The organism is Marivita sp. (assembly GCF_020055635.1).
GTDB lineage: Bacteria > Pseudomonadota > Alphaproteobacteria > Rhodobacterales > Rhodobacteraceae > Marivita.
In genome coordinates this window covers 55,236-80,507 of sequence record NZ_JAIPUT010000005.1, presented here as the reverse complement: position 1 = coordinate 80,507, position 25,272 = coordinate 55,236, and the positions used below count along the sequence as shown (strand labels likewise).

The window sequence follows — 25,272 nt, the reverse complement described above, 5'->3', positions numbered from 1 at the left end:
GATCCTTGTTCACCATTGGTGCAGGATGAACGGATGCCGCGAGACGGATGTTCCGCGTGTTGCAGTGAACCCTGTCCGGTCGATATCAGATCAGGTCACGGACCCACGCGGCGAGGTCCACGAACACCCGGTCCGACGCGGCACTGAACGCGTCGATGAGGACTTCTGTTTCGGTCGAGGCCGAGGGCGTGCTGGCGGAGAAGGTGCGGCTGGCCAGGATTTGCGCGTCGCGTTCGCGCACCATGCGCACCAGCAGTCTGACCTCGACGGTGGCCGTGTCGCCGTCGGGGTTCACCTCTGCCTGGAAATCAATGATTTCGGTGACAAGCGCGATATCGCCGCTCGCCCCAAGCGGTGTGCGACCGACATAGCGCACCGCGCCGGTGGCCTCGATCGAGCGCAGCATCAAGGTCTGGACCATCACCGGGGTCGGCTCGCTCCACCGCACTTCGGGCAGATATTGTGCCTGCAAAGGGTCGGGACGGATCATGATCCGGTCTGTCTCGAGCGCCCCGCTCGTGGTCGGCTGCTCGACGATCACGTCGCGCGCCGCCGCCCGATTGGCGGGCTGAATACTGTCCGGCGCCCGAAGCTCGTAGACGTCGAGGGGCGTCGCGGCATCGCCGACCGCGGAAATCGCGGCACATCCGGAGAGCAGGGCCAGACCGCTCACAAGAACGGCCTGTCGGAGATGGGTCAATCGGGTCATCGCCTGAACTCCGGCGTTTCGCGATCAAGGAAGAATCGCGCTGGGTCTTTCTGTATCTGATCGGTCAAACGGTCGAGATTCGCAATCAACGCGCGGCTTTCCTGTGCCAATCGCGAATAAAGCGGCAGCGCGGTGCTGGTGAATTCGCGGATCGGCGGCGAGGCCGCGTCGGTCAAACGGCGCAGCTCGGCAAAGGTTTCCGACGCAGACCGGCCTGCAGCGCGCAGATCCTGGGAAATTCCGGGCAGATCCTCGGATACCTGCCCCACCGCTGCGTTCAGGCTGTCCAGCGACTGTTCCAGCCCGTCGAGAATACCCGTGATGTCTTCGTTGATGACGCGATCCGCCCCGGTGAAGGCCCGCTCTGCTGCGCTCAGCGCGCGGTCGCCGGTTTCCAGCGCGTCATTGATCGCCACCAGCGTATCATTTGCGTTTGCAAAGGACACCCGAGCATCTTCCAGCGTGACCCGCGCGGTTTGCAGAACCTCTTCGGCGGACTGGCTCGACGCGGTCAGGTTTTCGCCGACTTCCGTTGTCACGGTGCGGAAGGTGCCGGCGGTCTCGCGAATGTCGGCGATGATCATCGGAAGGTCCGTCGTGGCGATCCCGGCGACCGACGCCACCGCGCGATCCGCCTCGGCCACCATCGCCCGCGTCTCGGCCAGGAGCGGTGCGCCTTCCTCGCGCATCAGCGTGTCGAAGGTGCCGGCCGCATCGCCCACGATTTCCGCCGTTCCGTCCAGACGCGCGATCAGCGCATCGGCTGCATCAAGCGTGGCTTGTGCCTCTTCCAGTCGCGCGGTCGCGGTTGCGCCAGTCGTGTTCAGGGTCGCCATCAGGGCGCGGGCCTCCGCGCTCAGGGCCGCAATCTCGTCCTGAAGGGCTGTTGCCGTGGCGCGCAATTCCTCGGTCGTCTGGCTCAGTTCGGTCGTCACGAAGGTTTCGGTCCGAGCGATCGCTGACTGCGCCGCGGTCAAGGTCTGGTCACCATTTGCGAGCACGCCCTTGCCCTGCTCGGACAACTCGCCGATCGACACCAGCGTCTGGTCCGCGGTTTGCAGCACGTCGGTCAGATCGCCGGTCAGGGTGTTCAGGGTTTCGTTGAACCGGTTGATCTGTTCCGCGAAGTCGTTGACCGTCGTCGTCACCGACGAGAACCCCTCGAGCGTTGTCGAGAAATCATCCGAGGCCGCCTCCACGTTCGAGATGATGCGGTTCAGCCGTTCCCGGTTGTCGCTGCCCAGAAGTTCGCCGAGATCCGCCACCAGTTGCAACGCTTCCTCAAGCAATTGCGGCGCGTCTTCCGAAAGGCTCTGCAAGGTGGACCGGCCCGACTCGATCTCGGGGACCGGGTCTTCGGACGTCGGTTCCAGCAGGTCGGCAGAAGGCGAACCTGAACTGATGCTGACAAAGGATACGCCGGTCACGCCCTGCGCCTCGATGGTGGCAACGCTGTCGGTGCGCACCGGGGTGGCTGCATCCACTTCGACGCGGACAAGAACCGAACCATCCTGGTCAGGCGACAGCTGCACATCCACGACCCGCCCGACCGGCAGACCGCTGAACCGCACATCCGACGCGTTGCCAAGCCCCGCGACGGTGGAAAACCGGATGTCGTAATAATCGAACTGGCGGTCCAGCTCGACCTGCGCGAACCAGAGAAAGAACCCCAGGATGCCCAGCAGCCCCGCAAGGGTGAACGCTCCGATCAGGACAAAATTCGCCTTGGTTTCCAAGTCAGTCGCCTTTCTGGCCGCTTCTGGCCGGACCTTCGGACGCCGCGGCACGGGCGCGGGGCCCGTGGAAATACTCGTGCACCCAGGGATGATCGACGTCCAGCATATCCGTCATGGTGCCAGTCACCAGTACCTTTCGCTCTGCCAGCACCGCGATGCGGTCACAGGTCGCGTGCAGCGTGTCGAGATCATGCGTCACCAGAAACACCGTCAGCCCGAGCGAATGGCTCAGGCCCCGGATCAACTGATCGAACGCAGACGCGCCGATCGGATCCAGCCCGGCGGTCGGTTCGTCCAGAAAGACGATATCGGGGTCAAGCGCCAGCGCCCGCGCCAGCCCGGCCCGCTTGCGCATCCCGCCCGACAGTTCGGAGGGGTACTTGTCGCCGGCCGAGTATTGCAATCCGACCATCGAGATCTTCAGGTCGGCCAGCGCGTTTCGGATCGCCGGGTCCAGTCCGTCGATGGCGCGCATCGGCGTTTCGACGTTTTCGCGCACTGTCAGCGACGAGAACAGCGCGCCATCCTGAAACATCACCCCCCAGCGGGTCTCCAATGCCTGCCGCGTGTCGTCATCCGCATTCAGCACATCGGTTCCCAGCACCTCGACGCTGCCTGCCGTCGGTCTCTGCAACCCGGTGATCGTGCGCAGGAGAACCGATTTGCCGGTGCCCGACCCGCCGACCACGCCAAGGATTTCGCCGCGATGGACATCGAGATCCAGGTCTTCGTGCACGACCTGCGTGCCGAACTGGTTGCGAATGCCACGCAACCGGATGACGATCTCGCGCTCGGTCATATGCCGATCCGCGCGAAGAAGATCGAGAACACGGCATCCGCGACGATCACCGCAAAGATCGCCGTCACAACCGCGTTCGACGTCATCCGCCCAAGCGATTCCGCGTTGCTTTGCACCTGCATCCCGGCATGGCATCCGACCACCCCGATGATGAGCGCAAAGACCGGGGCCTTGATCAGTCCGACAAAGACATGTTCGACCGAGGTGCCTTCGACCAGGCGCGTCTGGAACATCGCCGGCGAGATCCCGAGGTCGATCCACGCCATCAGCCCGCCACCGAACAACCCCGCCAGGTTGGCGATCAGCCCGAGGATCGGCAGCATGACCAGCAGCGCAAGGATGCGCGGCACAAACAGCGTCATCGCCGGATCGAGCCCCAGGGTGCGCATCGCGTCGATCTCTTCGCGCATCTTCATCGACCCGATGGCGGCGGTGAAGGCCGACGCCGTGCGACCGGCCACGATGATCGAGGTCAGCAGGATGCCCAGTTCGCGCAGGATCGAGATCGCGATCAGGTCGACCACGAACACCTCGGCCCCGAACTGGCGCAGCTGGGTGGACCCCTGAAAGGCCAGAACGACACCGATCAGGAATGCCATCAACGCCACGATGGGCACGGCGCGCAAGCCAACCTCTTCGCAGTGATGCACGAACGCGGTGAAGCGAAATTCGCTTGGGTGGCGCAATGCCCGGAACAGGCGGTGGAGAAACATGCCCAGGTACGCGGTCAACGCCCGCAGGAACAGAACACCGGCGAAGACCTTCCGGCCGAACCCGTCCAGCCAGACGGACAGAGAAAACCGCTGATCCTTGGGCGATGTGGGTTCGGGCATCGCCCGGGTGACACTTTCCAGCAAGCTGGCCATCTTGTCGCTCGCCCCGGTGATCTTCAGGTCGCGGCCCGCCTGCCCGATGCGCGTTCTCAGCGTCACCAGCGCCCAGGCCCCGGCGGTGTCCAGATGCGTCAGCTTCGACAGATCGACATTCTCGAGCGCCTCGGCGGTCACGTCGTCGAACGCGGCTTTTGCCCGGGTCACCGCAGAGATCGTGAAGGGTCCGGACAACTGCAATGCGCCCGATGCTGGATCATGATGAACCGAGAAGCCGGTGTCACCATTCGTCTCGGCGTGGCCATCAGGCGCACGCGGGGTGTCATCGGTGGGGTCATGCGAGTCCATATGCATTGCTACCCTGCCATGCCTGTGCGCGGAAGCGGTCTAATGCCACGCCGAAAGCCCCCGATCCGGGTCTCCGGCGCGGTCCAGATGCGATTTTTTGCACGATACTGCACCTGCAGAAACTGCGGAATAATCCTTGCCTCTCAAACGCCGCACCTGCGAAAGACTGTTCCCGGTATACCGTGGTATTCCCATAAGTGCCTAAAATCATTTGATTTTTTTCGATCTTCGCGTTATCCAGTGCGAAGCCGTGGGGGAGAGAAGATCATGGACATGTTGAACCTTGATGCGTGGACGGGCCGGGTGACAACCGACGCGGGCTGCGTCACTCCCGAACTGGCGCGGCAAATTCAGGCCACTGTCGGATCGGGCAAGGCTCCGGTTCATGGCGATCCTCTTCCACCGCTTTGGCACTGGTGCGCCTTTCCCATTTCGACACCGAATGAAAATCTGGGCAAGGATGGGCACCCGCGTGAAACCGACCTCTTGCCGCCGGTCCGGCTTGATCGTCGCATGTGGGCGGGCGGTGCGCTCAAGTTCTACGGCCCCACCCTGCGCGTGGGCGATGCCCTCAAGCGGCGGTCGTCGATCCGGTCCGTGACCGAAAAGCAGGGCGCCGCCGGGCCGATGGTGTTCGTGACGGTCGATCATGCGATCTACGGACCCTCCGGTCTGGGCATCGAGGAACGGCAGGACATCGTCTATCTCGAGATTCCCGAGACCTTCACGCCACCGAAGAAGAAACCGCTGCCAAGCGATCCGATCGAACAGGTCCAAACCGCCGAGTCGCTGCTGTTCCGGTACTCGGCCATCACGTTCAACGCCCATCGCATCCATTATGACCTGCCCTACACCAAGGAGGTCGAGAAATATCCCGGCCTCGTGGTGCATGGCCCGTTGCAGGCCACGCTGCTGATGCGCGCAGCCATTCGGGCGCGGGGCACGACGCCCAAGTATTTCGATTTCCGCGGTGTGCATCCGATGTTCGCGGGGACGCCCTGCGACATCGCGATGAAAGCCGAGGATGCCGTGCTCAGCCTCTGGACGGGTCAGGACGGCCACCAGTGCATGCAGGCCACGGCGATCTGGGCGGACGCGCAATGAGCGTGCTCGCCGGGATGCGGGTCGTCGAGGGTTCAGCCTTCGTCGCGGTGCCTCTGGCCGGGATGACGCTGGCGCAGATGGGGGCGGAGGTGATCCGCTTCGATCGTCTGGGGGGCGGTCTGGACGCGGGTCGCTGGCCGCTGGCACCGAACGGCCAGAGCCTGTTCTGGGCGGGCATGAACAAGGGCAAGAAATCGATCGCCGTCGACATGAAATCCCCCGAGGGGCGAGAATTGATCACCCGGATCATCACCGCGCCGGGAAAGGATGCAGGGCTGTTCCTGACCAACCTCCGGGTGCGCGGCTGGATGGATCACGAGACGCTTTGCAAGCATCGCGACGACCTGATCATGGTCACGCTGACCGGCGACCGGCACGGGCGGCCCCAGGTGGATTACACCGTGAACCCGGCGCTTGGCATTCCCCATATGACCGGCCCCGTCGGCAGCGACGACCCGGTGGCCCACGCCCTGCCCGCCTGGGACCTGATCGCGGGCAACATGTGTGTTTCCGCCCTGCTTGCCGCAGAACGGCACCGCCTGCGTGGTCATGGCGGGCAAGAGGTCGAGCTGGCCCTCAAGGATGTCGCGGCAGCCACGCTGGGTCACCTGGGGATGATCGGCGACGTGTCCCTGAACGATCGGGACCGCGAAAAGGCGGGCAACGCGCTTTATGGGGCCTATGGTCAGGATTTCGTCTGCGCCGACGGACGCCGCGTCATGGTGATCGGCCTGACTGACAGGCAATGGCGCGGCATCTGCAAGGCAACCGGCATGACCGAGGCGATGGCGTCGCTTGAACAGCGGCTTGGCGTGCCCCTGTCGGTCGAAGGCAACCGCTGGCGGTTCCGCGACCAGATCACGGCGATCCTGACGCCCTGGTTCGCCCTGCGCCGCGTGGCCGATTTCGAGCGGGCCTTCAACGAGGCCGGGCTGACCTGGTCCGAATTTCGCACGACGCGCGAGGCCGTCGCAGAGGACCCGGACCTTGGCGACGACAACCCGATGTTTTCGCAGGTCATGCAGCCCGGCATCGGGCGTTTCCCGGTGCCGTCGCATCCTGCGGCGTTCAGCGCGTTTGACCGTGGCATGGCACGGCCCGCGCCGACCCTCGGCCAGCATACCGAGGAAATCCTGTCCGAGATCGCAGGCTGCACGGGAACCGAGATTGCCCGGCTGTTCGATGCGGGCGTGGTGCAATCGCCGGATTTCGCCAAACCGAACGCAGCGTAACACGCGGAACAACAAGACGGTCCGATGCGCGCGGAAATCCTTTCTGCCGACGCGCTTTTCCGGAATTTGCGACCGGATTCAGTGGACCGCCGCGCGGATCTTCACGAAAGTTTATCAAAGGTATGTTTCCCAACCGGCCAAGGACAGTCTATGGTTTGCGCGTCACATGGTCCGCACGCGACCGCGACCTGAAAACAAGACCACAAATTGACAGGAAGGGAAGCCAACATGGCATTCAAGACACCCATTACACCACGATCCGGCCTGACACGGCGGTCCGTTCTGGCCACCGGTGCCGCTTTCACCGGGCTGGCCGCAACAGGCCTGATCCCGCAGCGCGCCCGCGCGCAATCCCGCGGCGGCACGATCCGCGTCGCCAAGGGCCACGGCCAGACCAACGACACGCTGGATCCGGGCTCGTTCATCAACGGCTTCACCGTCGCGCTGTCCTACGGCATGCACGGGTTCCTGACCGGTGTCGGAACGGACGGATCGCTCGAACCGTCGCTGGCCGAAAGCTGGGAAGCCGACGCCACCGCCTCGAGCTGGCGCTTCAAGATCCGTCAGGATGTGCAGTTCCATTCGGGCAAGCCGCTGACGCTCGAAGATGTCGTCGTGTCGATCAACCACCACCGGGGCGAGGATTCGACCTCGGCCGCGGCGCCCATCGTTGCGGGCATCACCGACATTCGCACCGAAGGCAATGACACGGTGGTCTTCGATCTGGAAAGCGGCAACGCCGACTTTCCGTTCGTGTTCACCGACTATCACCTTGCCATCATGCCGACCAAGGACGGGGAACCCGACTGGCGGTCCGGCGACGGCTGCGGCCCTTACAAGCTGGTCGAATTCAATCCGGGCGTGATTGCCCGTTTCGAACGCCACACCGAAGACTGGACGCAGGAGCGCGGCTTCTTCGACGCGGTCGAGATGCTGTCCATCGTCGATCTCAATGCGCGTACCACGGCGCTGATCTCGGGCGACGTGCAGTCCATCGACAAGCTCGACCTGAAGACCGTCGGCCTGCTGGCCAGACGCCCCGGCATCAACATCAACTCGATCGCCGGACCGCAATACTACACCTTCGCAGCGCATACCGACACCGCGCCGTTCAACGACGTGAATGTGCGGATGGCGCTCAAGCATGCAATCAACCGCGAAGAGCTGATCGAGAAGGTTCTGTTCGGACATGGCACGGTCGGGAACGACAACCCCATCGGGCCAAGCTACCGGTTCCACAACCCGGACCTGCCGCAGATCCCCTATGACCCCGACAGGGCGAAGTTCCATCTCAAGGAAGCCGGTCTCGACGGTCTGAACGTCACGCTTTCGGCGGCTGACGCAGCCTTCCCGGGTGCCATCGACGCGGCGGTGCTCTATCAGAACTCGGCCAAGGACGCCGGGATCGACCTGACGGTCAACCGGACGCCGAATGACGGATACTGGGCCGACGTATGGCTCAAGCATCCGTTCTGCGCGGTGTATTGGGGTGGACGCCCGACCGAAGACCAGATCTTCTCGACCGCCTATGCCAGCGATGCGGCATGGAACGAAACCAACTGGTCGAACGCCCGGTTCAACGAACTGCTCAGCACTGCCCGTGCCGAGCTGGACGAGGACAAGCGCCGCCAGATGTATTACGAGATGCAGGAACTGGTGACGATGGATGGCGGGTCCGTCCTGCCGATGTTCGCCAATTTCGTCTTCGCGAACAGCGAAGAGATCGTGCATGGCGACATGGCGTCGAACTATGACGTCGATGGCGAACGCTGGATGGAGCGTTGGTCCTTCGCCTGATCCAGAGACCGCGCGCCGGAGAGACCTCTCCGGCGCGCGTTTGATCATGTGCCTGCCGAACGCGCCGTCAACGCGTTGATGGCGAGGCCGGATGGCTGACCGCATTGTCTGTCCACGCCTCGGAAACAAAGCGCCGGGACAACACCAGCACAGCCGCAAACATGAGCAGGCCACCGGCCACCCACATGATCGCGCCCGCCAGCGTCTGATCGGCCATGCCGGACAATCCCCAGGACAAGGCCGCGGCTTCGTGCCAGCCGTGCCAGGCCGTTGGCGCAAAGACGAGAAGTACCGACAGCATGGTCATCTGCGCCGCCGTGGCGGCGAGCACGATCGTGCATTCGAACGGCCTCTTGACCAGCCGCTCTTGCAGCCCGGCCCAGAGGCTGATGGCGCTGCCCAACAGGCTCAGGTGCATCGCCCAATAGGCAAGGTCGGATTGCAGGGTCCAGGCGTAGGGCTCAGCCGCGTGCCACAGCCAGAACAGCGCCGCAAAGACCAGGGCCGAAATGGATGTCGGCGGAACATGGCTGCGCCACATCTGGGCCAGGAGCGGTGCTGCAACCAGTGTCAGAAGCAAATGTTGCCCCACGCGGGCCGAGAAGAGCGCCATCGAGAGCGCGCACAGCGGCGAGACGAAGAGGATGGCCACCAAAGCCCAGCCCATGACGCCGCGCCTGAGTGCCGTTCCATTTGCCATCCAGAGGATCGCACCGAACGCGAAAGCCAGACCGGACAGGAGAAGCGGGTCAAGCGTCCACCGGGTCAGAAGTTCGTCCGGCATGGGTGGCATGCCGCAAAAGGGCACGTATGTTTCGGTTTCCATGTCAGCCTCCACAGCCTGAGGAAAAGATGAGCGGCAGAACGTCGAACAGGATGGCGACCGCAAAAATCAGCCCCCCGACCCGGATCGCACCGGTGAGGGCGGCGCCCTTTGGCGGCCGGATCGTCGGCCAGAGCGCGGCGATCCCGAAAAGAACCGTCGCCACGATGCCCAGCCCGAACATGAGCGGGATATCGATCAGGCCACGCGGGGCACATGCGGCAGAGATCAGAGCGTATATCGCGATGAAATGCGCGGCCCAGGCCACCGCCGGGATCGTCAGCCCCCAGACCTGTCGTCCAAGCGCCGTCATGACAGACCTCCCAAGGTTGCCGCCAGGAACAGGCCGCCGGTGATCAGCACCATCACGGCCGTGCCCTTGGCATAGGTTGCAAGATTGAAATCAGGCAGGCTCTGCCCCGCCCCGACGCGCCCGGTCACCTTGCGCGCGGCGTTGAAGAGGGCCCAGTACAGGGTGATGAAAAGGTTCAACGCGACAAAACCAAGCGTCGCCCACATGGTCGCTCCAAGCGCCGTACCCCACGGGTCCGTCCGCTGGATTGCGAGAGCAAGGCACGCCGTGCAGGCGATACTGGCAAGGATCACGGCAAGGTTCATCACCGTCGCAAGGCCGATCTTGTCGGCCACCGCGACCCGTCGGTTGATCATGGCAAGGATCAACAGGACCAGTCCGGCCAGCATGGAAAGACCCGTCCAGAGGAGGTTCGGCTGCGCCGTCTGCGCGGCAAAGTTCGGGTACACGTTCCACAGGTACAGCAGGGCAAAGATCAGGGAGCCTAGCAGCGCGTAGAGGACAAGCATCGTGCCCACAGTCGCGATGTGCATGTGGCTGCGCTTCTCGATCATGTTGACGGGCAGGACATATCCCATTCCCGCATCGCGGGTCACACCGCTGTCGGACGGCTCCCATGCCCAGATGGTGAACCCCAGAAGACCCGCGACGATCCCGGCGATGGCCACGAAATAGGCACTGGCAATCGTGGCAGCGAAGGCCACGGCCAGCGCGAAGGCCGTGAACATCGGGGTGAAGGTCGGGTGCGGCAGGCGCACGATCTGCACGGGCGAACCGCTGACGGGATCGCAGCCGATGGTTTCGCGCCGGCCATCATGCATCTTGCGCATGACACCCTCGACGTCCTCGGCGTTCTTGCCAAGCATGTTCGGATTGTTCCACAGCGGCTCGCGGGTCTCGACCGGCGGGATGGCGTGAAAGTTGAAGCCGATCGCCACGGTCGGGTAGAGCCACTCCATCGTTCCCGCGCGCCACGGGTCGCGTCCGGCGCGTTCACCGTGACGCAGATGGCGGATGAAATCGAAGATGAAAAGCGCGACCCCGGCGGCCAGGATGTAGGAACCCAGCGTGCTGAGCAGGTTCAGCCGGTCCCAGCCGATGCCTTCCGGGTAGGTCGCAATGCGCCGTGGCATGCCGCGCAGACCGGTCACGTGCATCAGGAAAAAGGTCGCGTTGAAGCCGATGAACATCAGCCAGAACACCCATTTGCCCAGCCGTTCGGACATCATGCGACCGGTGATGTGCGGCGCCCAGTAATAGAAGGCCGCAAAGAGCGGGAACACCATTCCGCCAATCAGGACATAGTGCAGGTGCGCCACCACGAAGTAACTGTCATGTGCCTGCCAGTTGAACGGAACGCTGGCGAGCATCACCCCGGTCAGACCGCCAAGGACGAAGATGAAGAGGAAGCCCATCACGAACAGCATGGGTGTCGTCATGCGCGGCCTGCCCTGCGCCAGAGTGGCAATGAAGGCGAATATCTGCACACCGGTCGGCACCGCGACCATCGTCGACGCCGCCGAGAATAGCGAGAGGGACAGGATCGGCAGACCTGTGGTGAACATGTGGTGTGCCCAGAGGCCGAAGCTGATGAACCCCATCGAGATCACCGCGGCGACGACGAACCCGTAGCCGAAAAGCGGCTTGCCCACAAAGGTCGGCAGGATCGTCGCGACCATGCCGGCGGCAGGCAGGAAGATGATGTAGACCTCGGGATGACCGAACAGCCAGAACAGGTGCTGCCACAGCAGCGGATCGCCACCCACCGTCGGGTCGAAAAACGGCAACCCCAGAAGCCGGTTCGCCTCGAGCAGGATCGACCCGATGATGAGTGGCGGAAAGCCGATGGCGATCATGAAGGCGGTGATCAGGATATACCAGGCGAAGATCGGCATCTTGGTCAGGCTCATTCCCGGCGCCCGTGCGCAGAGGATCGCCACGATGAGTTCGACCGCAGCGGTGACGGACGCGATCTCGGCAAAGGTGATGCCGATCAGCCAGAAATCCGCCGAGACCCCCGGCGTGAAGGCGTTCGTGGTCAGCGGAACGTACATGAACCAGCCACCGTCCGGGGCCGCGTCGAAAAGGAAGGACGACAGCACGATGATCCCGCCGAACAGATAGCAGTAATACCCGAACTGTCCGAGCCGCGGGAAGATCAGGTCGCGCGCGCCCAGCATCATGGGGATCAGGTAAACCGCGAACCCTTCGAGAATGGGGATGGCGAACAGGAACATCATCAGTGTTCCGTGCATCGTGAAGACCTGGTTGTAGGTCTCGTTGTCGAGGAACGTGTTGCCCGGCACGATCAGCTGTGTGCGCACCAGAAGGGCCAGGAACCCGGCGATGATGAAGAAGGCGAAGCCGGTATAGATGAACCGCTTGCCGACAACCCGATGGCTGACCGACGACCACCAGCGCAAGCCGGTCGGCTGCGCCCAGACCTCTTCGATCGTCTTGTCCGGCTCACCCTTCCTGGTACCGGAATAGCTTTGGGGTTCGTCGACGGCCGTCATTTGAGGCTCTCCAACCAGGCCGCCACCGCGCGGAGGTCAGGGCCGCTGAGGTCGTTGTAGGACGGCATCTGAGCGCCGGGCTTCATGTCGCCGACATCGGCGATCCAGCCTGCGAGGTTGCCCCTGTTCATCCGCCACATGCCCGCTCCGAGGCTTGCGCGCGCCCCGACGCGGGACAGGTCGGGGCCAAGGCGTCCGTTCTCGGACACGCCATTGACCGCGTGGCAGGCGGTGCATCCGGATGTCAGAAAGACCTCCTTGCCACGGCGCTGCTGGGGCGTGACGGCATCGCGGGCGTCTTCGTCGAGGCTTTCGAGATAGGCCGCGTATTCCTCGACCGGCAAAACCAGGACCTCGAAGGCCATGAGAGGATGAGACAGGCCGCAGAACTCGGCGCATTGGCCTCGAAACCGGCCTTCCTTTGTCGCGGTGATGGTCAATTCGTTGATCCGGCCGGGGATCATGTCCATTTTCCCCGACACCGAGGGCACCCAGAACGAGTGAATGACGTCGTTGGATTTCAATTGCAGCGTGACGGCCATGTTCAACGGAAGCACGATTTCATTCGCGTCCCGCAGCGACCGGCCTTCCGAGTGATGCACGACGTCCCACCAGTACTGGTAAGCCGTGATCTCGATCACCGGCGCTTCGGGCTGCGCCTCGCCCGTGATGCTCCGAAGCGTCGTGGCCGAGGCCACGGTCAGCACGCTTAGCGTGATCAGCGGAAAGACGATGCCGCCGCCAATGATCCACCAGACCCGTCCGCCCCCGGTGCTGCGCCACGCGAACAGGGCAACCAGCATGACGAAGGCCAGGATCACCAGGCTGATGATCGACATCGAATTGGTCAGCCACACCGTTCTTGCAGCGCCAATCCCGGCATCTGCAAACGTCGTCTGCGATCCGAACTGGTCCAGGGTCGAGCCCATCACGAGCCTCGAAGCGTGTAGAGGTAGGACGCCATGTGACGCGCATCCGTTTCGGTCACGCCAAGATCAGGCATGGCGGTGTCGGGCGCATGCGTCGTCGGGTTCATCAGCCAGTCAACCAGATCGCCCGGCTCGTTCGACAGGACGCCGCCGATATAGGCACGATCGCGAAAGCCGCTGAGGTCCGGGCCGACCGTGCCATGGGCACGTGCGACACCGGGAACGACGTGGCAGGATCCGCAGCCATATTGGGCGATCAGCGTCGCACCGCGTTGCGGGTCACCGCCCCGGACCGTCTTGCTGATTTCCACCCAGTCTTGCGGCACATTTTCGGGTTCGGCGCGCAGCCAGCGAAATTTGCCCTCCATGAACGTCCCCGCCGTCACGGCAGCAGCGCCGACGGGATCATTGCCAGGTGTCCCCAAGGCCCAGACCCCCACGGCGAGCGAGACGATCACTCCGGACAGGATGGCGAATACGGTTCCCAACAGACCCGAATTGCGGTCACGATCAGACATGGGCCGCTACTCCATCGCGGAGGGCGAAACGTATTGCTCGTCTTCGACCTGCGCCTCTTCCGAGGTGACGCGCGCGTAATATTCGGCCACGGCATGCATGTCGCTTTCGTCCATCTTGTTGGCGATGGAGGACATGACGTTCATCGCGTCATTGTCGCGGACACCCTCTTTCCAAAGCTGGAGCTGAAGTTCCATGTAGCTGGCGTATTGACCGGCGAGATAGGGCACCGACGGCGCGAGCCCCGTTCCATTCGCCCCGTGGCAATTGACGCAGGCAGGGATGCCCTTTTCGGCCGATCCGACGGCGGCAAGCTGCCCCCCCCATTGCAACTGCGTTCCGGCGACGTCGCCATGCTTGGGAATGGTTCCGGTCGGCATCGCACCGTAATAAGCCGAGACCGCCTCCATTTCATGTTCCGTCAACCGATCGGCAATCGCGCTCATGACCTGGTTCGGCCGGGCGCCGCTCGCATAATCGACCAGCTGTTTGTACAGGTACCAGCCCGGCTGACCGTCGAGCCGGGGAAACGCGCCCGATCCGTCGCCGTGGCCATCCGTTCCGTGGCAGGTGATGCACGCCATGCCCGACCCGCCGTTTTCCGCCCCCCCCATCGCCACCAGGCGACCGATCTCGAGAAGGTCATCATCCGGCCGTTGCTCGACCTGGGCGTTGAAGCTGACGCCGTCATCGTCAAGCCGCGACTCCAGCGATTGAACCGAGGGTCCGTCCGAAAAATCCTGCGCCTGAACAGCCCATGTCACCCCCAGCAGGACAGGAAGAGAAATGAGCGCTGCGTAGCGGATCTGTTTCATGGCGTGTCTCCTTCAGGCATCCATCAGCGGGCGTGGGTTTTCGAGGTAGTCGGACTTCATGTGATCGAGCGTCCAATATGCCAGACCCATCAGCGGACCCGTCGGGTTGTAGCCAAGGTTCTGCGGAAACAGGCAGGCCCCGAACACGAAGACATTGTGGTGATCCCACATCTGCCCGAACCTGTTGACGACGCTTGTCGAAGGATCGGTGCCGATAACCGCACCGCCGACATTGTGCGTGGTCTGGTATGGGACCACCGAATAACTTTCGCCCTCGGCCGCCTGGTTCGAGGTGCTCACCGCCCGGACATGATCCATGTTCCGCGCGATTTCCTCGGCCTTGGACAGCACGTAGCTGGACATCCGGCGGTCGTTTTCGGGGAAGTCGAAGGTCATCCGCAACAGCGGCTGGCCGTAATCATCGACATAGGTGGGGTCCAGGTCGAGATAGTTCTGCGGAACCGAAACCGATGATCCGTGCACGACGATCCCGATATGGTGCAGGTAGTTTTCTCGGACCGCCTGCTTCCATTCGCGGCCCCAGGAAGGCGTATCGGGCGGGGTCGGCTGGTAATTGATCGGGCGTCCGTTGGTCTGGTTGGCGCTGATATACCCGCCGCCGACAAAGCCCAGATCGGCGTGATCGAAATTGTCGCCGTTGAAGTCGTCGATGGTCATGCCCATCGCACCGGCCCCCATGAACGGGTTCGACCAGACATCCTTTTCGAAGAACACCGATGCCGCGGCCATCGTCTGGTAGGAATAATTGCGTCCCACCGTGCCTTCGCCGCTTTGCGGGTCATAGGGTGTGCCAAGACCGCTGACCAGCATCAGGTGCACGTTCCAGAGTGCATAGGCATTGAGGCACACCGTGTCGGCCGGCTGGAAAAGCTCGCGGCCGTCCTCGTCGACATAGGTCACGCCGGTCGCGGTCTGGCCATCTGCCGATTTTTCGACACGCAGCACATGCGCCCCGGTGCGCAACTCGAAGTTCTCGTGATCCTTCAGGACGTCGTAGATGCAGATGATCGGGTCGGCCTTGGCCAGATAGCCGCAGCCGAACCTTTCGCAGAAGCCGCAATAGACGCAGGGATGAAGCTGGGCACCATAGGGGTTTTCGTATGCCCGCGTGACATTGGCAGACGGCATATGGAACGGGTTGTAGCCCATCTGCTCGGCGGTGCGTCGGAAGATGTCCTGCGGCGGCGAGCTTTTCATCGGCGGGTTGGGATAGGGCTCGCTGCGGCGGCCTTCGAACGGATTGCCACCCTCGGCAGCCTCGCCTTCGACATTTCCGGCGATGCCTGCGGTGCCGCATATCTTTTCGAAGAAATTCAGATGCGGCTCCAGCTCGTCATAGTCGACGCCCCAATCCTGCACGCTGAGCCCGTCGAGGATGCCTTGCCCATACCGTTCCGAATAATGGGACGCCATGTTGAGATCGCTCGGCAAGGGCCGCCAGAGCTGTCCGTTCCAGTGGATGCCGGCGCCACCCAGCCCCTTGCCGGGAAGAAACGACCCCAACCGGCGCATTGGCAAAGCCGTCTGGGACCCGTCATTGCGAAAGCTCAGCGTCTTGATCGGCGTGTCGATCATGTGTTCCTTCTGGCGCGCGTATTTCAGCTCGTCGTGCTCTTCCGGCGCACCAAAGCTGGTGGTCGAGTGGCGCCAGCCGCCCCGTTCGAGAACCACGCACCGCTGCCCCGCATTGGCCAGCTCATAAGCCGCAGCAAGGCCGGTCCATCCCGATCCGACGATGACGACATCTGTTTTCGGCAGTTCCGTGACCATCTCAGCCCTCTTTCTTCATCATCGCGCTGGCCCCGAGCGAGGCAGAACGGTTGGTTCCGGGGATATGTCCGATCCCCTTGGGCGGGGCGCGGTACGGGACATTCTTGTCGACGAATTCAAGGTAGTAGGCGTGCGCTCCCGGAAATCCGACCATCTCCCAGCCCGCGTAATCGCGATTGCCGCCATAAAGCGGATCGCCGAAATAGCCTTCCTTGGTGAGCGCCCAGAGTTCCTCGAACACGACCCGCCCCTGCGCACCGCCAAAGGAGTCCTCGGTTTCCGACAGCGCGCTGACCACCCCTTCGCGCTGCTCGGCATCGGCGGCAGCAAGGTCGCCACCTTGCTCGATTGCGGCGGCGATGAAATTGCGGATCAATGCGGCAGGAACCATCTCGGCCTGGTAGCCCTGCGAGAGTGTGCCCCTGCGAAAGGGGCCTTTCATGTATAGGCCCGCGCCCTGGCCGTAGCCCGTGGCGAGCTGAAGATCGATGAAATCGATCACTCCGGCCTGGGTGGCGCTTGGAAACTCGTCTTCGGGGATGAGCACGTCACAGAAGGCCGAGAGGAACCGTGCTTCGGTGTCGGACAGAAAGAACCACGGGACACCATCCAGTTCGGCATACGGGTTCTGCGCGGCCAGGGTCTGCGGGACGGCAGAGGCCAATCCGACGGCTCCCATTTGTTTGAGTATCGCGCGCCTCGAGAACTGCGTCATGGCTCACACTCCGTTGACTGATGCCTTGCTTGTGAACGGGGCTGTCAGGCCTTGGTTCCCAAAATCCGGCGGAATCTGTTCTTGAGGGAGGCGGGACCAGAAGTTGCATTTTCTGCAAGTACTCTACTTGCAGACGCTTTGAATTTTGCTAAGATTGAACGTCGATATCTCTTAAAGGTGGAATTTTATTCCGCCTTTCCAGCAGCTTGCCGAAAATCTGTTGACACCCGACGCTCAGCGATGACAGGTCCGGCACCAGGTCCTCTATGCGGCGAGAGTGTGATTTGACGTCAGGAATGGAGCAGAAAATGACGCCCCAAGAGCAGCGCGACCATATCCTGGTCCTTGAAGATGAGGTCATCATAGCGATCGACCTTGCGGTGTCGCTCGAAGAAGCCGGGTACGCGGTCATGGGGCCGTATCATTGCGCGGCAACCGCGCTGGCCGAACTGGAATCCGGCACCCTGCCGCGATGGGCCATCCTCGACGTCAACCTGGGTCGTGACCAGACCAGCGAAGACGTCGCCCGACGGTTGACGGACAAGAACGTCCCCATCCTGTTCCTGACCGGCTACGAGGAACGCAGTTCCAGGGTCCTGCAACAATTTCCCGCCGCTGCGAAAATGCCCAAACCGATGGTGTTCCAGACGATCTGCAACTGGCTGTCGCACCATTCCTGACCCCGGATCGAGCCGACAGGCTCAGTCGTCGTCCTCCTCCGGGGACGGCGAATTGTCACCATCGTCCTCGAAAAACGCATCGAGTTCGGATTTCGCGGAGTCGTCGACCAACAGGACCAGTTTGTCGCCCGCATTGAGTTCCGTGTCATCGGATACGAGGTTTTCATCCTCTCCGCGGGCGATGCCGATGGCGCGGCAGCGGTCAGGCAGGTCCAAGCCGCCGACGCGTTTGCCACTCAGCCGGTCCGGGACCTGATACCCGACAAGTTGCAACCCCTTGTGAAAGCGCAACTCCATCGAGGCGTCGTCATTGTCTTCGAGGAGTCGAACGATGGAACGCGCGACGCGATGATGCGGCGCGATCACGTCCTCGAGCCCCAGTTCCTCGCAGACCGAGATCAGTTCGCCACGCACGATCTGCGGCAGCACGCGTTCGAACCCGATCGACCTTCCCACGGTCGCAGCAAGAATGTTCACGTCATCGCTGTTTGTGAGCAGGATCAGCGCATCGGCATGGTCGCCATAGGCCTCGCGCTGGACCGAAGGGAGAGACCCATCGCCATGCAGCATGCCGCAGTCTAGCTCCTCTTCCAGTTCCTCAAGCTTGGCACGGTCACTGTCGACAAGAACGACCTCGTGTCCCTTGTCCAGCAATTGTTCGGTTGTGGCTTGCCCAAAGCGCGAGGCTCCGACGACGACGATACGCATGGTTCAACTCCGTTTGATCCACGTGCCCGGCGACAGCGCCAGAAGCAACGCAAGGAATTCCAATCGGCCCAGCAGCATCGCGGCCATCAGAACATATTTCAGGTGGGTCTGCATTTCGGCCCCGGTGAGACCGGACGACAGACCCACGGTGGACAGGGCCGAGATGACCTCGAACAGCGACGACAGCGGCGGTTCGCCGGACAGCAGAAAGAACATCCAGAACACCAGGGCCGAGACCGCGTAGCAAAACACCACGGCCCCGATCGAAATGACCTGGTCGGCGGCAACCTTCGACCGGCGATCCCGGAGGCTGGTGACGGCACGGGGAGGCACACGCAACCTGAGCAAGGACACCCGCACCATCGACGCAAGGGTGATCACCCTGTCGAATTTGACGCCGCCGGCCGTCGACCCGATGCCGCCGCCGATGACCATGCCCAGGAGAACGAGCGCAAGATATCCAGACTCCGTGTTGATCGGCGCGCTGGAAAAGCCGGCCGTGGACAGCCCGCTCAGAAAATTGAACATGGCGTCCAGCATGTCGCTCAGTGACGGCTGACCCGTCAGCCACAGAACCAGGGCCACCGCGACCAGGCCAGCCAGGGCCAAGCCGGAATACCTCGCGGCCTCGCTCTGTTCCAAAGCGCCCCGCCAATCGCGCTTCCTGAGATGGGCATACGCGATCAGGGACACCGATGCGGACAGGCAGATGAGGATGACCACGACCTGCGCGCCGGTCGAATAGCTCGCCAGGCTGTCGGCGCGGGGGGTGAAGCCCCCGGTCGAAACAGCGGTCAATGCGACGGCGACGCCTTCTTGCCAACTCGGCAGCAGAACGACCAGCAACCCGATGGCGATACCGGTCATCACCGCATATGCGATCAGCAAGTCCCGCGCTTGCGACCGGGTCGAGGTCAGAATGTCCCGGTCGTCGATCCCGACATGCCCCATTGTGCTGGCCGCAGCGCCCGGTCCCAAAATCAGCGCGACACCCGCGACGGCGATGGCGAACCCACCCGACCATTGCAGCCAGCCGCGCAGGATATGCCCGGCAAAGGGCCATTCCATCGTTCCCTGCGCCACGGTCAGGCCTGTGGACGTTACTCCGGACACCGCTTCGAAAAGAGCATCATGCAGCCCCATGCCCAATACGGAGAAGGCCGGGACCGGAAGTATCGACAACAAGAGAAATATCGCCACGAAGGTGCAGACCGCCTCGTTTTCCCGCAGGTCCTTCGGCACGCCGTACCGGGTGCTGAGCGCCGCGGCCCCGAGACAGAATACCGTCGGAACCGTCAGCGCGAGCGAAAGCGCCCATTGCTGCTCGAAAAGCGCGACACCCAAGGGAACAGCAAGCACGGCGGCCAGGATATGGCCGTGCGACAACAGGGCCTTCAACACCGTGAGGGGACGGGCCTGCCAACTGGTGCTGGCCTGGCCACGCTTGTAACGCATGCGGGTTTCCTTGTGTGGCCTACACGAACGCCGCACCCCGCATTTTCGTTCCGCGCCGGAACGGTCGCATCGGTGGAACGTTGACGTCAAAATCCAATTTCTACGGAAGACCACACATGGATGACATGACGGGCACCACCAGCGTCAACCAGATTGTTGATCGCCTCGAAGACCTTTCTGATCAGGAAACCGTAAGCGTGCAGGAAACCATTGATGCCTTCGGGGGGCGGTCTTTTTTGCCCATCCTGATGGTTCCCGCCCTGCTCGTGGTGTCGCCGCTGAGCGGGATACCCCTGTTCTCGTCAGCCTGCGGAATCGCGATCGCCGCCATATCCGTGCAGATGGTCGCGGGTCGCAAGAAGCTGTGGCTGCCACGTTTCATGATGAACTATACGCTTGAGGGTCAGCGCGCGAATGCGGCCGTTCAAAAGCTGCATGGCGTCGCCGGTTGGCTTGATCATCATTCGCGAGATCGCTGGCATACGATGCTGCGCTGGCCGGGCCGCAAGACCATTCAGGCGCTCTGTTTGATCTGCGGCGCGTCCATGCCGTTTCTTGAAATCGTGCCTTTCTCGTCATCCGTTCTTGGTGCTGCGGTTCTGCTTTTCGCAACGTCTTTGCTGCTCCGCGACGGTCTCTTTGCGGTTTTCGGCATATTCACCATGTCGTCTGCCGCCGCGATCCTGATCACCGTTGCCGGGTCTCTCTCGAACTCTTGAGGGCGCGCAACAAAAAAGGGGCCGCCCGATGGGCGACCCCGGTTACTCGTTACCAAACAAAGCGGATCACTCTTCCCAGGATTCCATGTTCTGCAAATCCTCTTCGGTGTGATTGACCGACAGACGCATCTCGCCGCTGTTGGCATCTTCGCCAGCCAGCAAGTCGTCAAGTGCCACGGCCACCGGCTTTTCGCCGAGACCAAGGAAGCCACCGACGTCAACAACAACGGTTTCGACCTGACCGTCGTTTGTCAGGATGATGCGTTCGACTTCACCGACGCGATCGCCTTCGCTGCCGTAGACCGGCATGCCTTCGAGTTCGTCAGCGGTGAAGGACGACAGCGTGTCCTGTGTCTGCTGCGCGGTCTGATCATCCTGCCCAGACGTATTGGCTGCCGTTTCTTCTTCCGACATTGTGGACGAACCGTCCTGCTCGGACATGTCGGCGGTGCGCTCGTCTTCGGTCATGTCCGACGACGACGTATCGCTCGCGGTATCGGTGTTGTCCTGCATCGTGTCTGTCGACTCGGAACTATCGGCACTTTCCATATCATCGCCGGTCGTGGTCAACTGACCGGAGTCACCCGATTGACCTGACGACGCTGTCTGGGTCCCGGACTGATCGCTCATCATCTGATCGCCCTGCTGCTCTGCAGCGGCCTGATCAAAGGCCTCGCGGTCTTCAAGCTCGGACCGGTCGCCATTGAAAACGATGAAGTATTCACCTTCGTCATCGGAATCCGTGACAAACCTCAGCTCGTCCATCGATGCGCTGACGACCTTTTCGCCAACTCCCAGGAAACCGCCGACATCCATCGTGATGGATTTCAACTCACCTTCACGGCTCAGGATGATGTCGCCGACCTCGCCTGCGTCCTGCCATTGGTCAGAGGCGTCCGCGACTTCGTTTTCGATCTGGTCGGCCGAACTGCCTTCTCCCGGGACGTAGATGGTCTTGCCCATCAATTCGGAACCCCGGATTTGCAGGTCGCCAGAGGTCATCGACGGATCGCTCATCGAGGCTTGCTGTTCGCCTGAGGTGGAATCACCGCCGGTATGGTTTTCCGCGTACAACGGCATCGCCGCCATTGTCGCGATGGCTGTTGTTGCAAGAAGCTTTTTCATGAAGTTTCTCCTATTCGTAACTTCGCCGCGTTGCTGCGGCCTGTCATAGCAACAACCCATGACCGTAAAGGTGCCAAAATATTTTGAATATATTTTTGGAACCGATATTGTGTTTCAGGCGTTTTTTACCCTCTTCTTGCCTTTCCCAAAACAATGTCGCGTCTGGGCGTAAAATAGCCTCAGCGTGAATATGGAACCATCGCATTGCTGGCCCCCTTTTCCGATTGCAATATCCGCAAGCGGAAAGGAGAAACAAAATGGCCGATCACCCTGCAAATGACAATGAACGACGGAATGACCCGGAATTGAATTCGGATCGTCGCAATCCAACCGATCAAACTCACTCCGAAACACCGATGTCCGAAGAGTCCCGACGTCTTGTCGAGGAACAACGCAGCCCTGCCAAACCGAAAGACGTCCGTGCGGGTCCTGGCGATGCCGGTGCATCCGACCGCCCCGAACAGCTTGCCGACAATCCGCAGACGGAACGGCGGCGGCGCGAGGCGGGGCCACTCATTGTTGGCCTATTGGTTGCGACTGCTATTGCGATTGTCCTGATGGTGTTTCTCTGAGAGTTTTCCAAATGCGTTACCGCGAACGCCAGGAAAAGCGCGAAGTTCCCGAATTTTTTCGTCATGGCCCGCGAAACCGGAAACTGCCATCGGCGTTTGATTCAAGATGATTTGACCTTGTGTGAACAAACTTGGTGCCTTGATCGAAATCCGCTGGCCCGCCGTGTCGGCGCGCGTGTTTCGGAGCATTGTCACCCAGGGTCGAAACGCCCGGCGGTTGCTTGGCTGACTGATGGAAAAGGGTGACGCCGTTCTTTGCGACGACCGGAAAGAGTGACCCGCCGCTTCTGATCGTCTGCATTGTCGACCCCCGCAATGAATGTGGCTGAAGGAGTTGTTCGGATGGGAGACGCAAAATTTGATCTGAGTTGGATAGATTACACGATCGTGCTGATCTATTTCATCGGGGTCGTTGCCCATGGCATATACGTTTCGAAAAAACTGGAAGGAGGATCGGACAGTTATTTCCTCGCGGGCCGATCCTTGCCCTGGTATCTTATCGGTTTCTCGCTTTTTGCCTCGAATATGTCGGGGTCGAGTTTCGTCGGCCTGATGGGCGGCGCTTATTCGAATGGTGTCGTGATCTTCAACTATGAATGGACAGCCGCGCTCGTTCTCATCCTTTTCGCGATCTTCATTCTGCCCTCGTTTCTGCGCGCCAAGATATCGACCGTCCCCGAATTTCTCGAACGGCGATATGACGTCCGGTCCCGCAGGGCGTTTTCGCTTTTCACGATCCTGGCGATCATGTTCATCGACACCGCTGGTGCGCTTTATGCGGGCGGGCTGGTTATCTCGAACGTGACCGGATACCTCAACCTGTGGACGGCGGTGGCGGTTCTGGCGCTTGTCGCGGGGATATATACAATTCTCGGCGGCCTCTCGGCCGTGGTCGTGACCGACACCGTACAGGCCATCCTGCTCATCATCGGGGCGGCAGCCCTGTTCTGGCTCGGTCTGAACGAGATCGGGGGATGGCAGGAGCTCTTCGTCGACGTGCCCGAGGAGAAAACCAAGCTCATTCTGCCGGCGGATGACGATTTCCTTCCGTGGACCGGGCTTTGGGGCGTCGTGCTTCTTGGCTTCTACTACTGGACCATCAACCAGTTCGTGGTGCAGCGCACGCTTGGCGCGAAAAACCTCAAGGAAGGCCAGGTCGGTGCCCTGTTCGCCGGCTTCCTGAAGCTGCCGAACCTGTTCCTGATGATCCTGCCCGGGCTTATCGCTCTCAAGCTGTATCCCGACCTGGAAACGCCGGACCTCGCCTTTCCGACGCTGGCCTTCGAATTGATGCCTGTCGGTATTCGCGGGTTGATCATGGCGGCGCTGATCGCCGCGATCATGTCGTCCCTCGACTCGGCCCTGAACTCTGCCTCGACGCTTGTCGTGAAGGATTTCGTCGAACCGATCTGGAACATCGGCGAAGACCGCCAGGTCTGGCTGGGCCGCGTGGTCACCGGCATCGTCATGGTGTTCGGCGCGATCTATGCGCCGATGATCTCGAGCTTCGAGAGCCTGTTCAGCTACTTCCAGTCGTCACTGTCCTACATCATCCCGACCATCGTGGTCGTGTATATCCTCGGGCTGTTCGTGTCCTGGCTCAATGGCACCGGCGCGTTCTGGACCATCGTGCTCGGCCTGGTGATCGGCATACCGCTGTTCATCCTGAAAGAAGTGACCGGGGTGTGGGAATCCTGGGGGCTGCCAGCAATCCACTACACGGTGATGTCCTCGATCATGATGTTGCTCGGCATCATCGTTCATTTCGGCCTGTCCGCGATGACGCGTCAGGACGAGAAGGAGGACGTCAAGAACCTCGTATGGTCGGGTTCCGAGGCAAAGGAGATCTTCACCACCCTCGAGCGTCCGATCTGGATCGACCGGACCCTCTGGGCAGGATTGCTCGCCGTTGCCACAGCCGGTTTCGTGATCTGGTTCTGGTGATCCGATGGAACAGGTGTGGTCATACCTACCTGAACTAGGCGAGGCGGCAGCAGGCTGGCCGGACTGGCTTGCGCCGATCCTCTTCATGACAGCGGCCCTGGTGGTCGCTGTCATTCTGCATTTCCTGGTCTTCCGGTTGCTCCGGCGTTTCACCGACACCACACAGGGCTTGGGCGCGTCCCTCCTGCGGCGCGCGCGCAGACCCACGCGCCTTGCCTTTATCCTTGCCGCGCTGGCGATCACCGTGCCGATCCTCGAACTGCCCTATGGCTATGAACAATGGCTCGGGCATCTGTTTCTTGTCCTGCTGATCGTGTTCCTGGGCTGGACCGCGATCATTCTCACGCGGCATTTCAGCGACCGGGCGGTGCGCAAGCATCGGCTGGACACGGATGACAACCTCGCCGCGCGGAAATTCGTGACGCAGGTGCGCGTTTTGCGCCGCACGGTCACCATCCTGCTGGCGATCTTCACCACTGGCGCGGTGCTGCTGACCTTCGAACCGGTGCAGGAATACGGCGTCAGCCTGTTCGCCTCGGCGGGTGCGGCCGGCCTGATCCTCGGTCTCGCCGCGCGGCCCGTCCTTGCCAACCTGATCGCCGGTGTGCAGATCGCGATCACCCAGCCGATCCGGCTCGAAGACGTGGTGATTGTCGAAGGTGAATGGGGCTGGGTGGAGGAAATCTTCGCGACCTATGTGGTCGTCCGGATCTGGGACTGGCGGCGCATGGTTGTCCCGCTGAGTTACTTCATCGAAAAACCGTTCCAGAACTGGACCCGGGAAAGCGCGTCGATCATCGGATCGGTCTACTGGTATCTCGATTACACCGTTCCGGTCGCCGACGTGCGCAAGCAGCTTGAAGAGATCGTCGGAAAATCTCCGCATTGGGACGGCAACGTCGTCAATCTGCAGGTGACCGACACCGACAAGGATACCATCGCCATCCGCGGATTGATGAGCGCGCGGACCTCGCCACAGGCTTGGGACCTGCGCTGCGAGGTGCGGGAAAAACTCATCGACTGGCTTCAAAAAACCCATCCCGAAGCGTTGCCGCGCCTGCGTGGAGAACTGGAAACAAAGGCCGCCTAGCCGCGC

Annotated in this window: 23 protein-coding genes; 8 read left to right on the top strand and 15 right to left on the bottom strand. The window is 61.9% G+C overall.

Annotated elements, in window-relative coordinates; genetic code table 11:
- Nucleotides 1–85 precede the first annotated feature (85 nt).
- The 4 genes from LCF60_RS04305 to LCF60_RS04290 are packed head-to-tail and all read right to left on the bottom strand — an operon-like array spanning nucleotide 86 to nucleotide 4,422.
- The gene (locus LCF60_RS04305; RefSeq protein WP_292289895.1) at nucleotides 86–709 is read right to left on the bottom strand and encodes an ABC-type transport auxiliary lipoprotein family protein; all 624 of its coding nucleotides are present in this window, start codon (nucleotides 707–709) and stop codon (nucleotides 86–88) included.
- The gene (locus LCF60_RS04300) at nucleotides 706–2,445 is read right to left on the bottom strand and encodes an MCE family protein (RefSeq protein WP_292289894.1); all 1,740 of its coding nucleotides are present in this window, start codon (nucleotides 2,443–2,445) and stop codon (nucleotides 706–708) included. Before LCF60_RS04300 ends, LCF60_RS04305 begins: the two co-directional genes overlap by 4 nt.
- Nucleotide 2,446: 1 nt before the next feature.
- Complete coding sequence (locus LCF60_RS04295) at nucleotides 2,447–3,244, bottom strand: ABC transporter ATP-binding protein (RefSeq protein ID WP_292289893.1); 798 nt, start codon at nucleotides 3,242–3,244, stop codon at nucleotides 2,447–2,449.
- Nucleotides 3,241–4,422: an MlaE family lipid ABC transporter permease subunit gene (locus tag LCF60_RS04290; protein WP_292289891.1), complete on the bottom strand. Its 1,182-nt coding sequence runs from the start codon at nucleotides 4,420–4,422 to the stop codon at nucleotides 3,241–3,243. Before LCF60_RS04290 ends, LCF60_RS04295 begins: the two co-directional genes overlap by 4 nt.
- A 267-nt stretch (nucleotides 4,423–4,689) precedes the next feature.
- Here LCF60_RS04290 and LCF60_RS04285 point away from each other — a divergent pair, with 267 nt between their 5' ends.
- The 3 genes from LCF60_RS04285 to LCF60_RS04275 all read left to right on the top strand — a co-directional run bounded on the left by LCF60_RS04285 (nucleotide 4,690) and on the right by LCF60_RS04275 (nucleotide 8,555).
- On the top strand, nucleotides 4,690–5,526 hold the full coding sequence (locus tag LCF60_RS04285) for a MaoC family dehydratase N-terminal domain-containing protein (protein WP_292289890.1): 837 nt from the start codon (nucleotides 4,690–4,692) through the stop codon (nucleotides 5,524–5,526).
- The gene (locus LCF60_RS04280) at nucleotides 5,523–6,758 is read left to right on the top strand and encodes a CoA transferase (RefSeq protein ID WP_292289889.1); all 1,236 of its coding nucleotides are present in this window, start codon (nucleotides 5,523–5,525) and stop codon (nucleotides 6,756–6,758) included. Before LCF60_RS04285 ends, LCF60_RS04280 begins: the two co-directional genes overlap by 4 nt.
- Nucleotides 6,759–6,986: 228 nt before the next feature.
- On the top strand, nucleotides 6,987–8,555 hold the full coding sequence (locus LCF60_RS04275; protein WP_292289888.1) for an ABC transporter substrate-binding protein: 1,569 nt from the start codon (nucleotides 6,987–6,989) through the stop codon (nucleotides 8,553–8,555).
- Between the two features lie 67 nt (nucleotides 8,556–8,622).
- Here the strand turns inward: LCF60_RS04275 and LCF60_RS04270 are convergent, their stop codons facing one another.
- From LCF60_RS04270 to LCF60_RS04235, 8 genes are read right to left on the bottom strand one after another with little or no spacing between them, the layout of a single operon-like run.
- Entirely contained in the window at nucleotides 8,623–9,381 is a 759-nt protein-coding gene (locus LCF60_RS04270; RefSeq protein WP_292289886.1) for a cytochrome c oxidase assembly protein, read from the bottom strand.
- 1 nt (nucleotide 9,382) lies between these two features.
- Entirely contained in the window at nucleotides 9,383–9,691 is a 309-nt protein-coding gene (locus LCF60_RS04265; protein ID WP_292289885.1) for a hypothetical protein, read from the bottom strand.
- Nucleotides 9,688–12,207: a cytochrome c oxidase subunit I gene (gene ctaD, locus LCF60_RS04260; protein WP_292289884.1), complete on the bottom strand. Its 2,520-nt coding sequence runs from the start codon at nucleotides 12,205–12,207 to the stop codon at nucleotides 9,688–9,690. The genes LCF60_RS04265 and ctaD overlap by 4 nt, the downstream gene beginning before the upstream one ends.
- Entirely contained in the window at nucleotides 12,204–13,136 is a 933-nt protein-coding gene (gene coxB / locus LCF60_RS04255) for a cytochrome c oxidase subunit II (protein ID WP_292289883.1), read from the bottom strand. Before coxB ends, ctaD begins: the two co-directional genes overlap by 4 nt.
- Nucleotides 13,136–13,654 carry a c-type cytochrome gene (locus LCF60_RS04250; protein ID WP_292289882.1) on the bottom strand — a complete coding sequence of 173 codons (519 nt, stop codon included), beginning with the start codon at nucleotides 13,652–13,654 and terminating at the stop codon, nucleotides 13,136–13,138. The genes coxB and LCF60_RS04250 overlap by 1 nt, the downstream gene beginning before the upstream one ends.
- Before the next feature lie 6 nt (nucleotides 13,655–13,660).
- Nucleotides 13,661–14,467 carry a c-type cytochrome gene (locus LCF60_RS04245; protein WP_292289881.1) on the bottom strand — a complete coding sequence of 269 codons (807 nt, stop codon included), beginning with the start codon at nucleotides 14,465–14,467 and terminating at the stop codon, nucleotides 13,661–13,663.
- Between the two features lie 12 nt (nucleotides 14,468–14,479).
- Nucleotides 14,480–16,258: a GMC family oxidoreductase gene (locus LCF60_RS04240; RefSeq protein WP_292289880.1), complete on the bottom strand. Its 1,779-nt coding sequence runs from the start codon at nucleotides 16,256–16,258 to the stop codon at nucleotides 14,480–14,482.
- A gap of 1 nt (nucleotide 16,259) precedes the next feature.
- Nucleotides 16,260–16,973, bottom strand: a complete 714-nt coding sequence (locus tag LCF60_RS04235; protein ID WP_292289879.1) for a gluconate 2-dehydrogenase subunit 3 family protein — start codon at nucleotides 16,971–16,973, stop codon at nucleotides 16,260–16,262.
- Between the two features lie 308 nt (nucleotides 16,974–17,281).
- On the opposite strand from LCF60_RS04235, the gene LCF60_RS04230 reads away from it, so the two are divergent.
- On the top strand, nucleotides 17,282–17,653 hold the full coding sequence (locus tag LCF60_RS04230; protein WP_292289878.1) for a hypothetical protein: 372 nt from the start codon (nucleotides 17,282–17,284) through the stop codon (nucleotides 17,651–17,653).
- Between the two features lie 21 nt (nucleotides 17,654–17,674).
- Here LCF60_RS04230 and LCF60_RS04225 read toward each other — a convergent pair whose 3' ends face one another.
- Together LCF60_RS04225 and LCF60_RS04220 are read right to left on the bottom strand one after the other, a co-directional pair.
- On the bottom strand, nucleotides 17,675–18,361 hold the full coding sequence (locus tag LCF60_RS04225) for a TrkA family potassium uptake protein (protein ID WP_292289877.1): 687 nt from the start codon (nucleotides 18,359–18,361) through the stop codon (nucleotides 17,675–17,677).
- A 3-nt stretch (nucleotides 18,362–18,364) separates the two neighbouring features.
- Nucleotides 18,365–19,816, bottom strand: a complete 1,452-nt coding sequence (locus LCF60_RS04220) for a potassium transporter TrkG (protein WP_292289875.1) — start codon at nucleotides 19,814–19,816, stop codon at nucleotides 18,365–18,367.
- 116 nt (nucleotides 19,817–19,932) lie between these two features.
- On the opposite strand from LCF60_RS04220, the gene LCF60_RS04215 reads away from it, so the two are divergent.
- On the top strand, nucleotides 19,933–20,535 hold the full coding sequence (locus tag LCF60_RS04215; RefSeq protein ID WP_292289873.1) for an exopolysaccharide biosynthesis protein: 603 nt from the start codon (nucleotides 19,933–19,935) through the stop codon (nucleotides 20,533–20,535).
- Nucleotides 20,536–20,601: 66 nt separating this feature from the next.
- On the opposite strand, the gene LCF60_RS04210 is transcribed toward LCF60_RS04215, so the two are convergent.
- Complete coding sequence (locus LCF60_RS04210) at nucleotides 20,602–21,660, bottom strand: PRC-barrel domain-containing protein (RefSeq protein WP_292289872.1); 1,059 nt, start codon at nucleotides 21,658–21,660, stop codon at nucleotides 20,602–20,604.
- Between the two features lie 356 nt (nucleotides 21,661–22,016).
- Here LCF60_RS04210 and LCF60_RS04205 point away from each other — a divergent pair, with 356 nt between their 5' ends.
- The 3 genes from LCF60_RS04205 (at nucleotide 22,017) to LCF60_RS04195 (ending at nucleotide 25,266) form a co-directional block, all read left to right on the top strand.
- A complete protein-coding gene (locus LCF60_RS04205; protein ID WP_292289871.1) occupies nucleotides 22,017–22,232 on the top strand; it encodes a hypothetical protein in 216 nt (71 codons plus the stop codon).
- 342 nt (nucleotides 22,233–22,574) lie between these two features.
- Nucleotides 22,575–24,176, top strand: a complete 1,602-nt coding sequence (locus LCF60_RS04200) for a sodium:solute symporter (RefSeq protein ID WP_292289870.1) — start codon at nucleotides 22,575–22,577, stop codon at nucleotides 24,174–24,176.
- A 4-nt stretch (nucleotides 24,177–24,180) separates the two neighbouring features.
- Complete coding sequence (locus LCF60_RS04195) at nucleotides 24,181–25,266, top strand: mechanosensitive ion channel family protein (RefSeq protein ID WP_292289869.1); 1,086 nt, start codon at nucleotides 24,181–24,183, stop codon at nucleotides 25,264–25,266.
- Nucleotides 25,267–25,272: the final 6 nt, after the last annotated feature.

Excerpts from the sequence above, each read along its gene's own strand:
- LCF60_RS04305 (WP_292289895.1), bottom strand. The coding sequence starts at position 709 with ATGACCCGATTGACCCATCTCCGACAGGCCGTTCTTGTGAGCGGTCTG.
- LCF60_RS04295 (WP_292289893.1), bottom strand. The coding sequence starts at position 3,244 with ATGACCGAGCGCGAGATCGTCATCCGGTTGCGTGGCATTCGCAACCAG.
- LCF60_RS04290 (WP_292289891.1), bottom strand. The coding sequence starts at position 4,422 with ATGGACTCGCATGACCCCACCGATGACACCCCGCGTGCGCCTGATGGC.
- LCF60_RS04285 (WP_292289890.1), top strand. The coding sequence starts at position 4,690 with ATGGACATGTTGAACCTTGATGCGTGGACGGGCCGGGTGACAACCGAC.
- LCF60_RS04280 (WP_292289889.1), top strand. The coding sequence starts at position 5,523 with ATGAGCGTGCTCGCCGGGATGCGGGTCGTCGAGGGTTCAGCCTTCGTC.
- LCF60_RS04275 (WP_292289888.1), top strand. The coding sequence starts at position 6,987 with ATGGCATTCAAGACACCCATTACACCACGATCCGGCCTGACACGGCGG.
- LCF60_RS04270 (WP_292289886.1), bottom strand. The coding sequence starts at position 9,381 with ATGGAAACCGAAACATACGTGCCCTTTTGCGGCATGCCACCCATGCCG.
- LCF60_RS04265 (WP_292289885.1), bottom strand. The coding sequence starts at position 9,691 with ATGACGGCGCTTGGACGACAGGTCTGGGGGCTGACGATCCCGGCGGTG.
- ctaD (WP_292289884.1), bottom strand. The coding sequence starts at position 12,207 with ATGACGGCCGTCGACGAACCCCAAAGCTATTCCGGTACCAGGAAGGGT.
- coxB (WP_292289883.1), bottom strand. The coding sequence starts at position 13,136 with ATGGGCTCGACCCTGGACCAGTTCGGATCGCAGACGACGTTTGCAGAT.
- LCF60_RS04250 (WP_292289882.1), bottom strand. The coding sequence starts at position 13,654 with ATGTCTGATCGTGACCGCAATTCGGGTCTGTTGGGAACCGTATTCGCC.
- LCF60_RS04245 (WP_292289881.1), bottom strand. The coding sequence starts at position 14,467 with ATGAAACAGATCCGCTACGCAGCGCTCATTTCTCTTCCTGTCCTGCTG.
- LCF60_RS04240 (WP_292289880.1), bottom strand. The coding sequence starts at position 16,258 with ATGGTCACGGAACTGCCGAAAACAGATGTCGTCATCGTCGGATCGGGA.
- LCF60_RS04235 (WP_292289879.1), bottom strand. The coding sequence starts at position 16,973 with ATGACGCAGTTCTCGAGGCGCGCGATACTCAAACAAATGGGAGCCGTC.
- LCF60_RS04230 (WP_292289878.1), top strand. The coding sequence starts at position 17,282 with ATGACGCCCCAAGAGCAGCGCGACCATATCCTGGTCCTTGAAGATGAG.
- LCF60_RS04225 (WP_292289877.1), bottom strand. The coding sequence starts at position 18,361 with ATGCGTATCGTCGTCGTCGGAGCCTCGCGCTTTGGGCAAGCCACAACC.
- LCF60_RS04220 (WP_292289875.1), bottom strand. The coding sequence starts at position 19,816 with ATGCGTTACAAGCGTGGCCAGGCCAGCACCAGTTGGCAGGCCCGTCCC.
- LCF60_RS04215 (WP_292289873.1), top strand. The coding sequence starts at position 19,933 with ATGGATGACATGACGGGCACCACCAGCGTCAACCAGATTGTTGATCGC.
- LCF60_RS04210 (WP_292289872.1), bottom strand. The coding sequence starts at position 21,660 with ATGAAAAAGCTTCTTGCAACAACAGCCATCGCGACAATGGCGGCGATG.
- LCF60_RS04205 (WP_292289871.1), top strand. The coding sequence starts at position 22,017 with ATGTCCGAAGAGTCCCGACGTCTTGTCGAGGAACAACGCAGCCCTGCC.
- LCF60_RS04200 (WP_292289870.1), top strand. The coding sequence starts at position 22,575 with ATGGGAGACGCAAAATTTGATCTGAGTTGGATAGATTACACGATCGTG.
- LCF60_RS04195 (WP_292289869.1), top strand. The coding sequence starts at position 24,181 with ATGGAACAGGTGTGGTCATACCTACCTGAACTAGGCGAGGCGGCAGCA.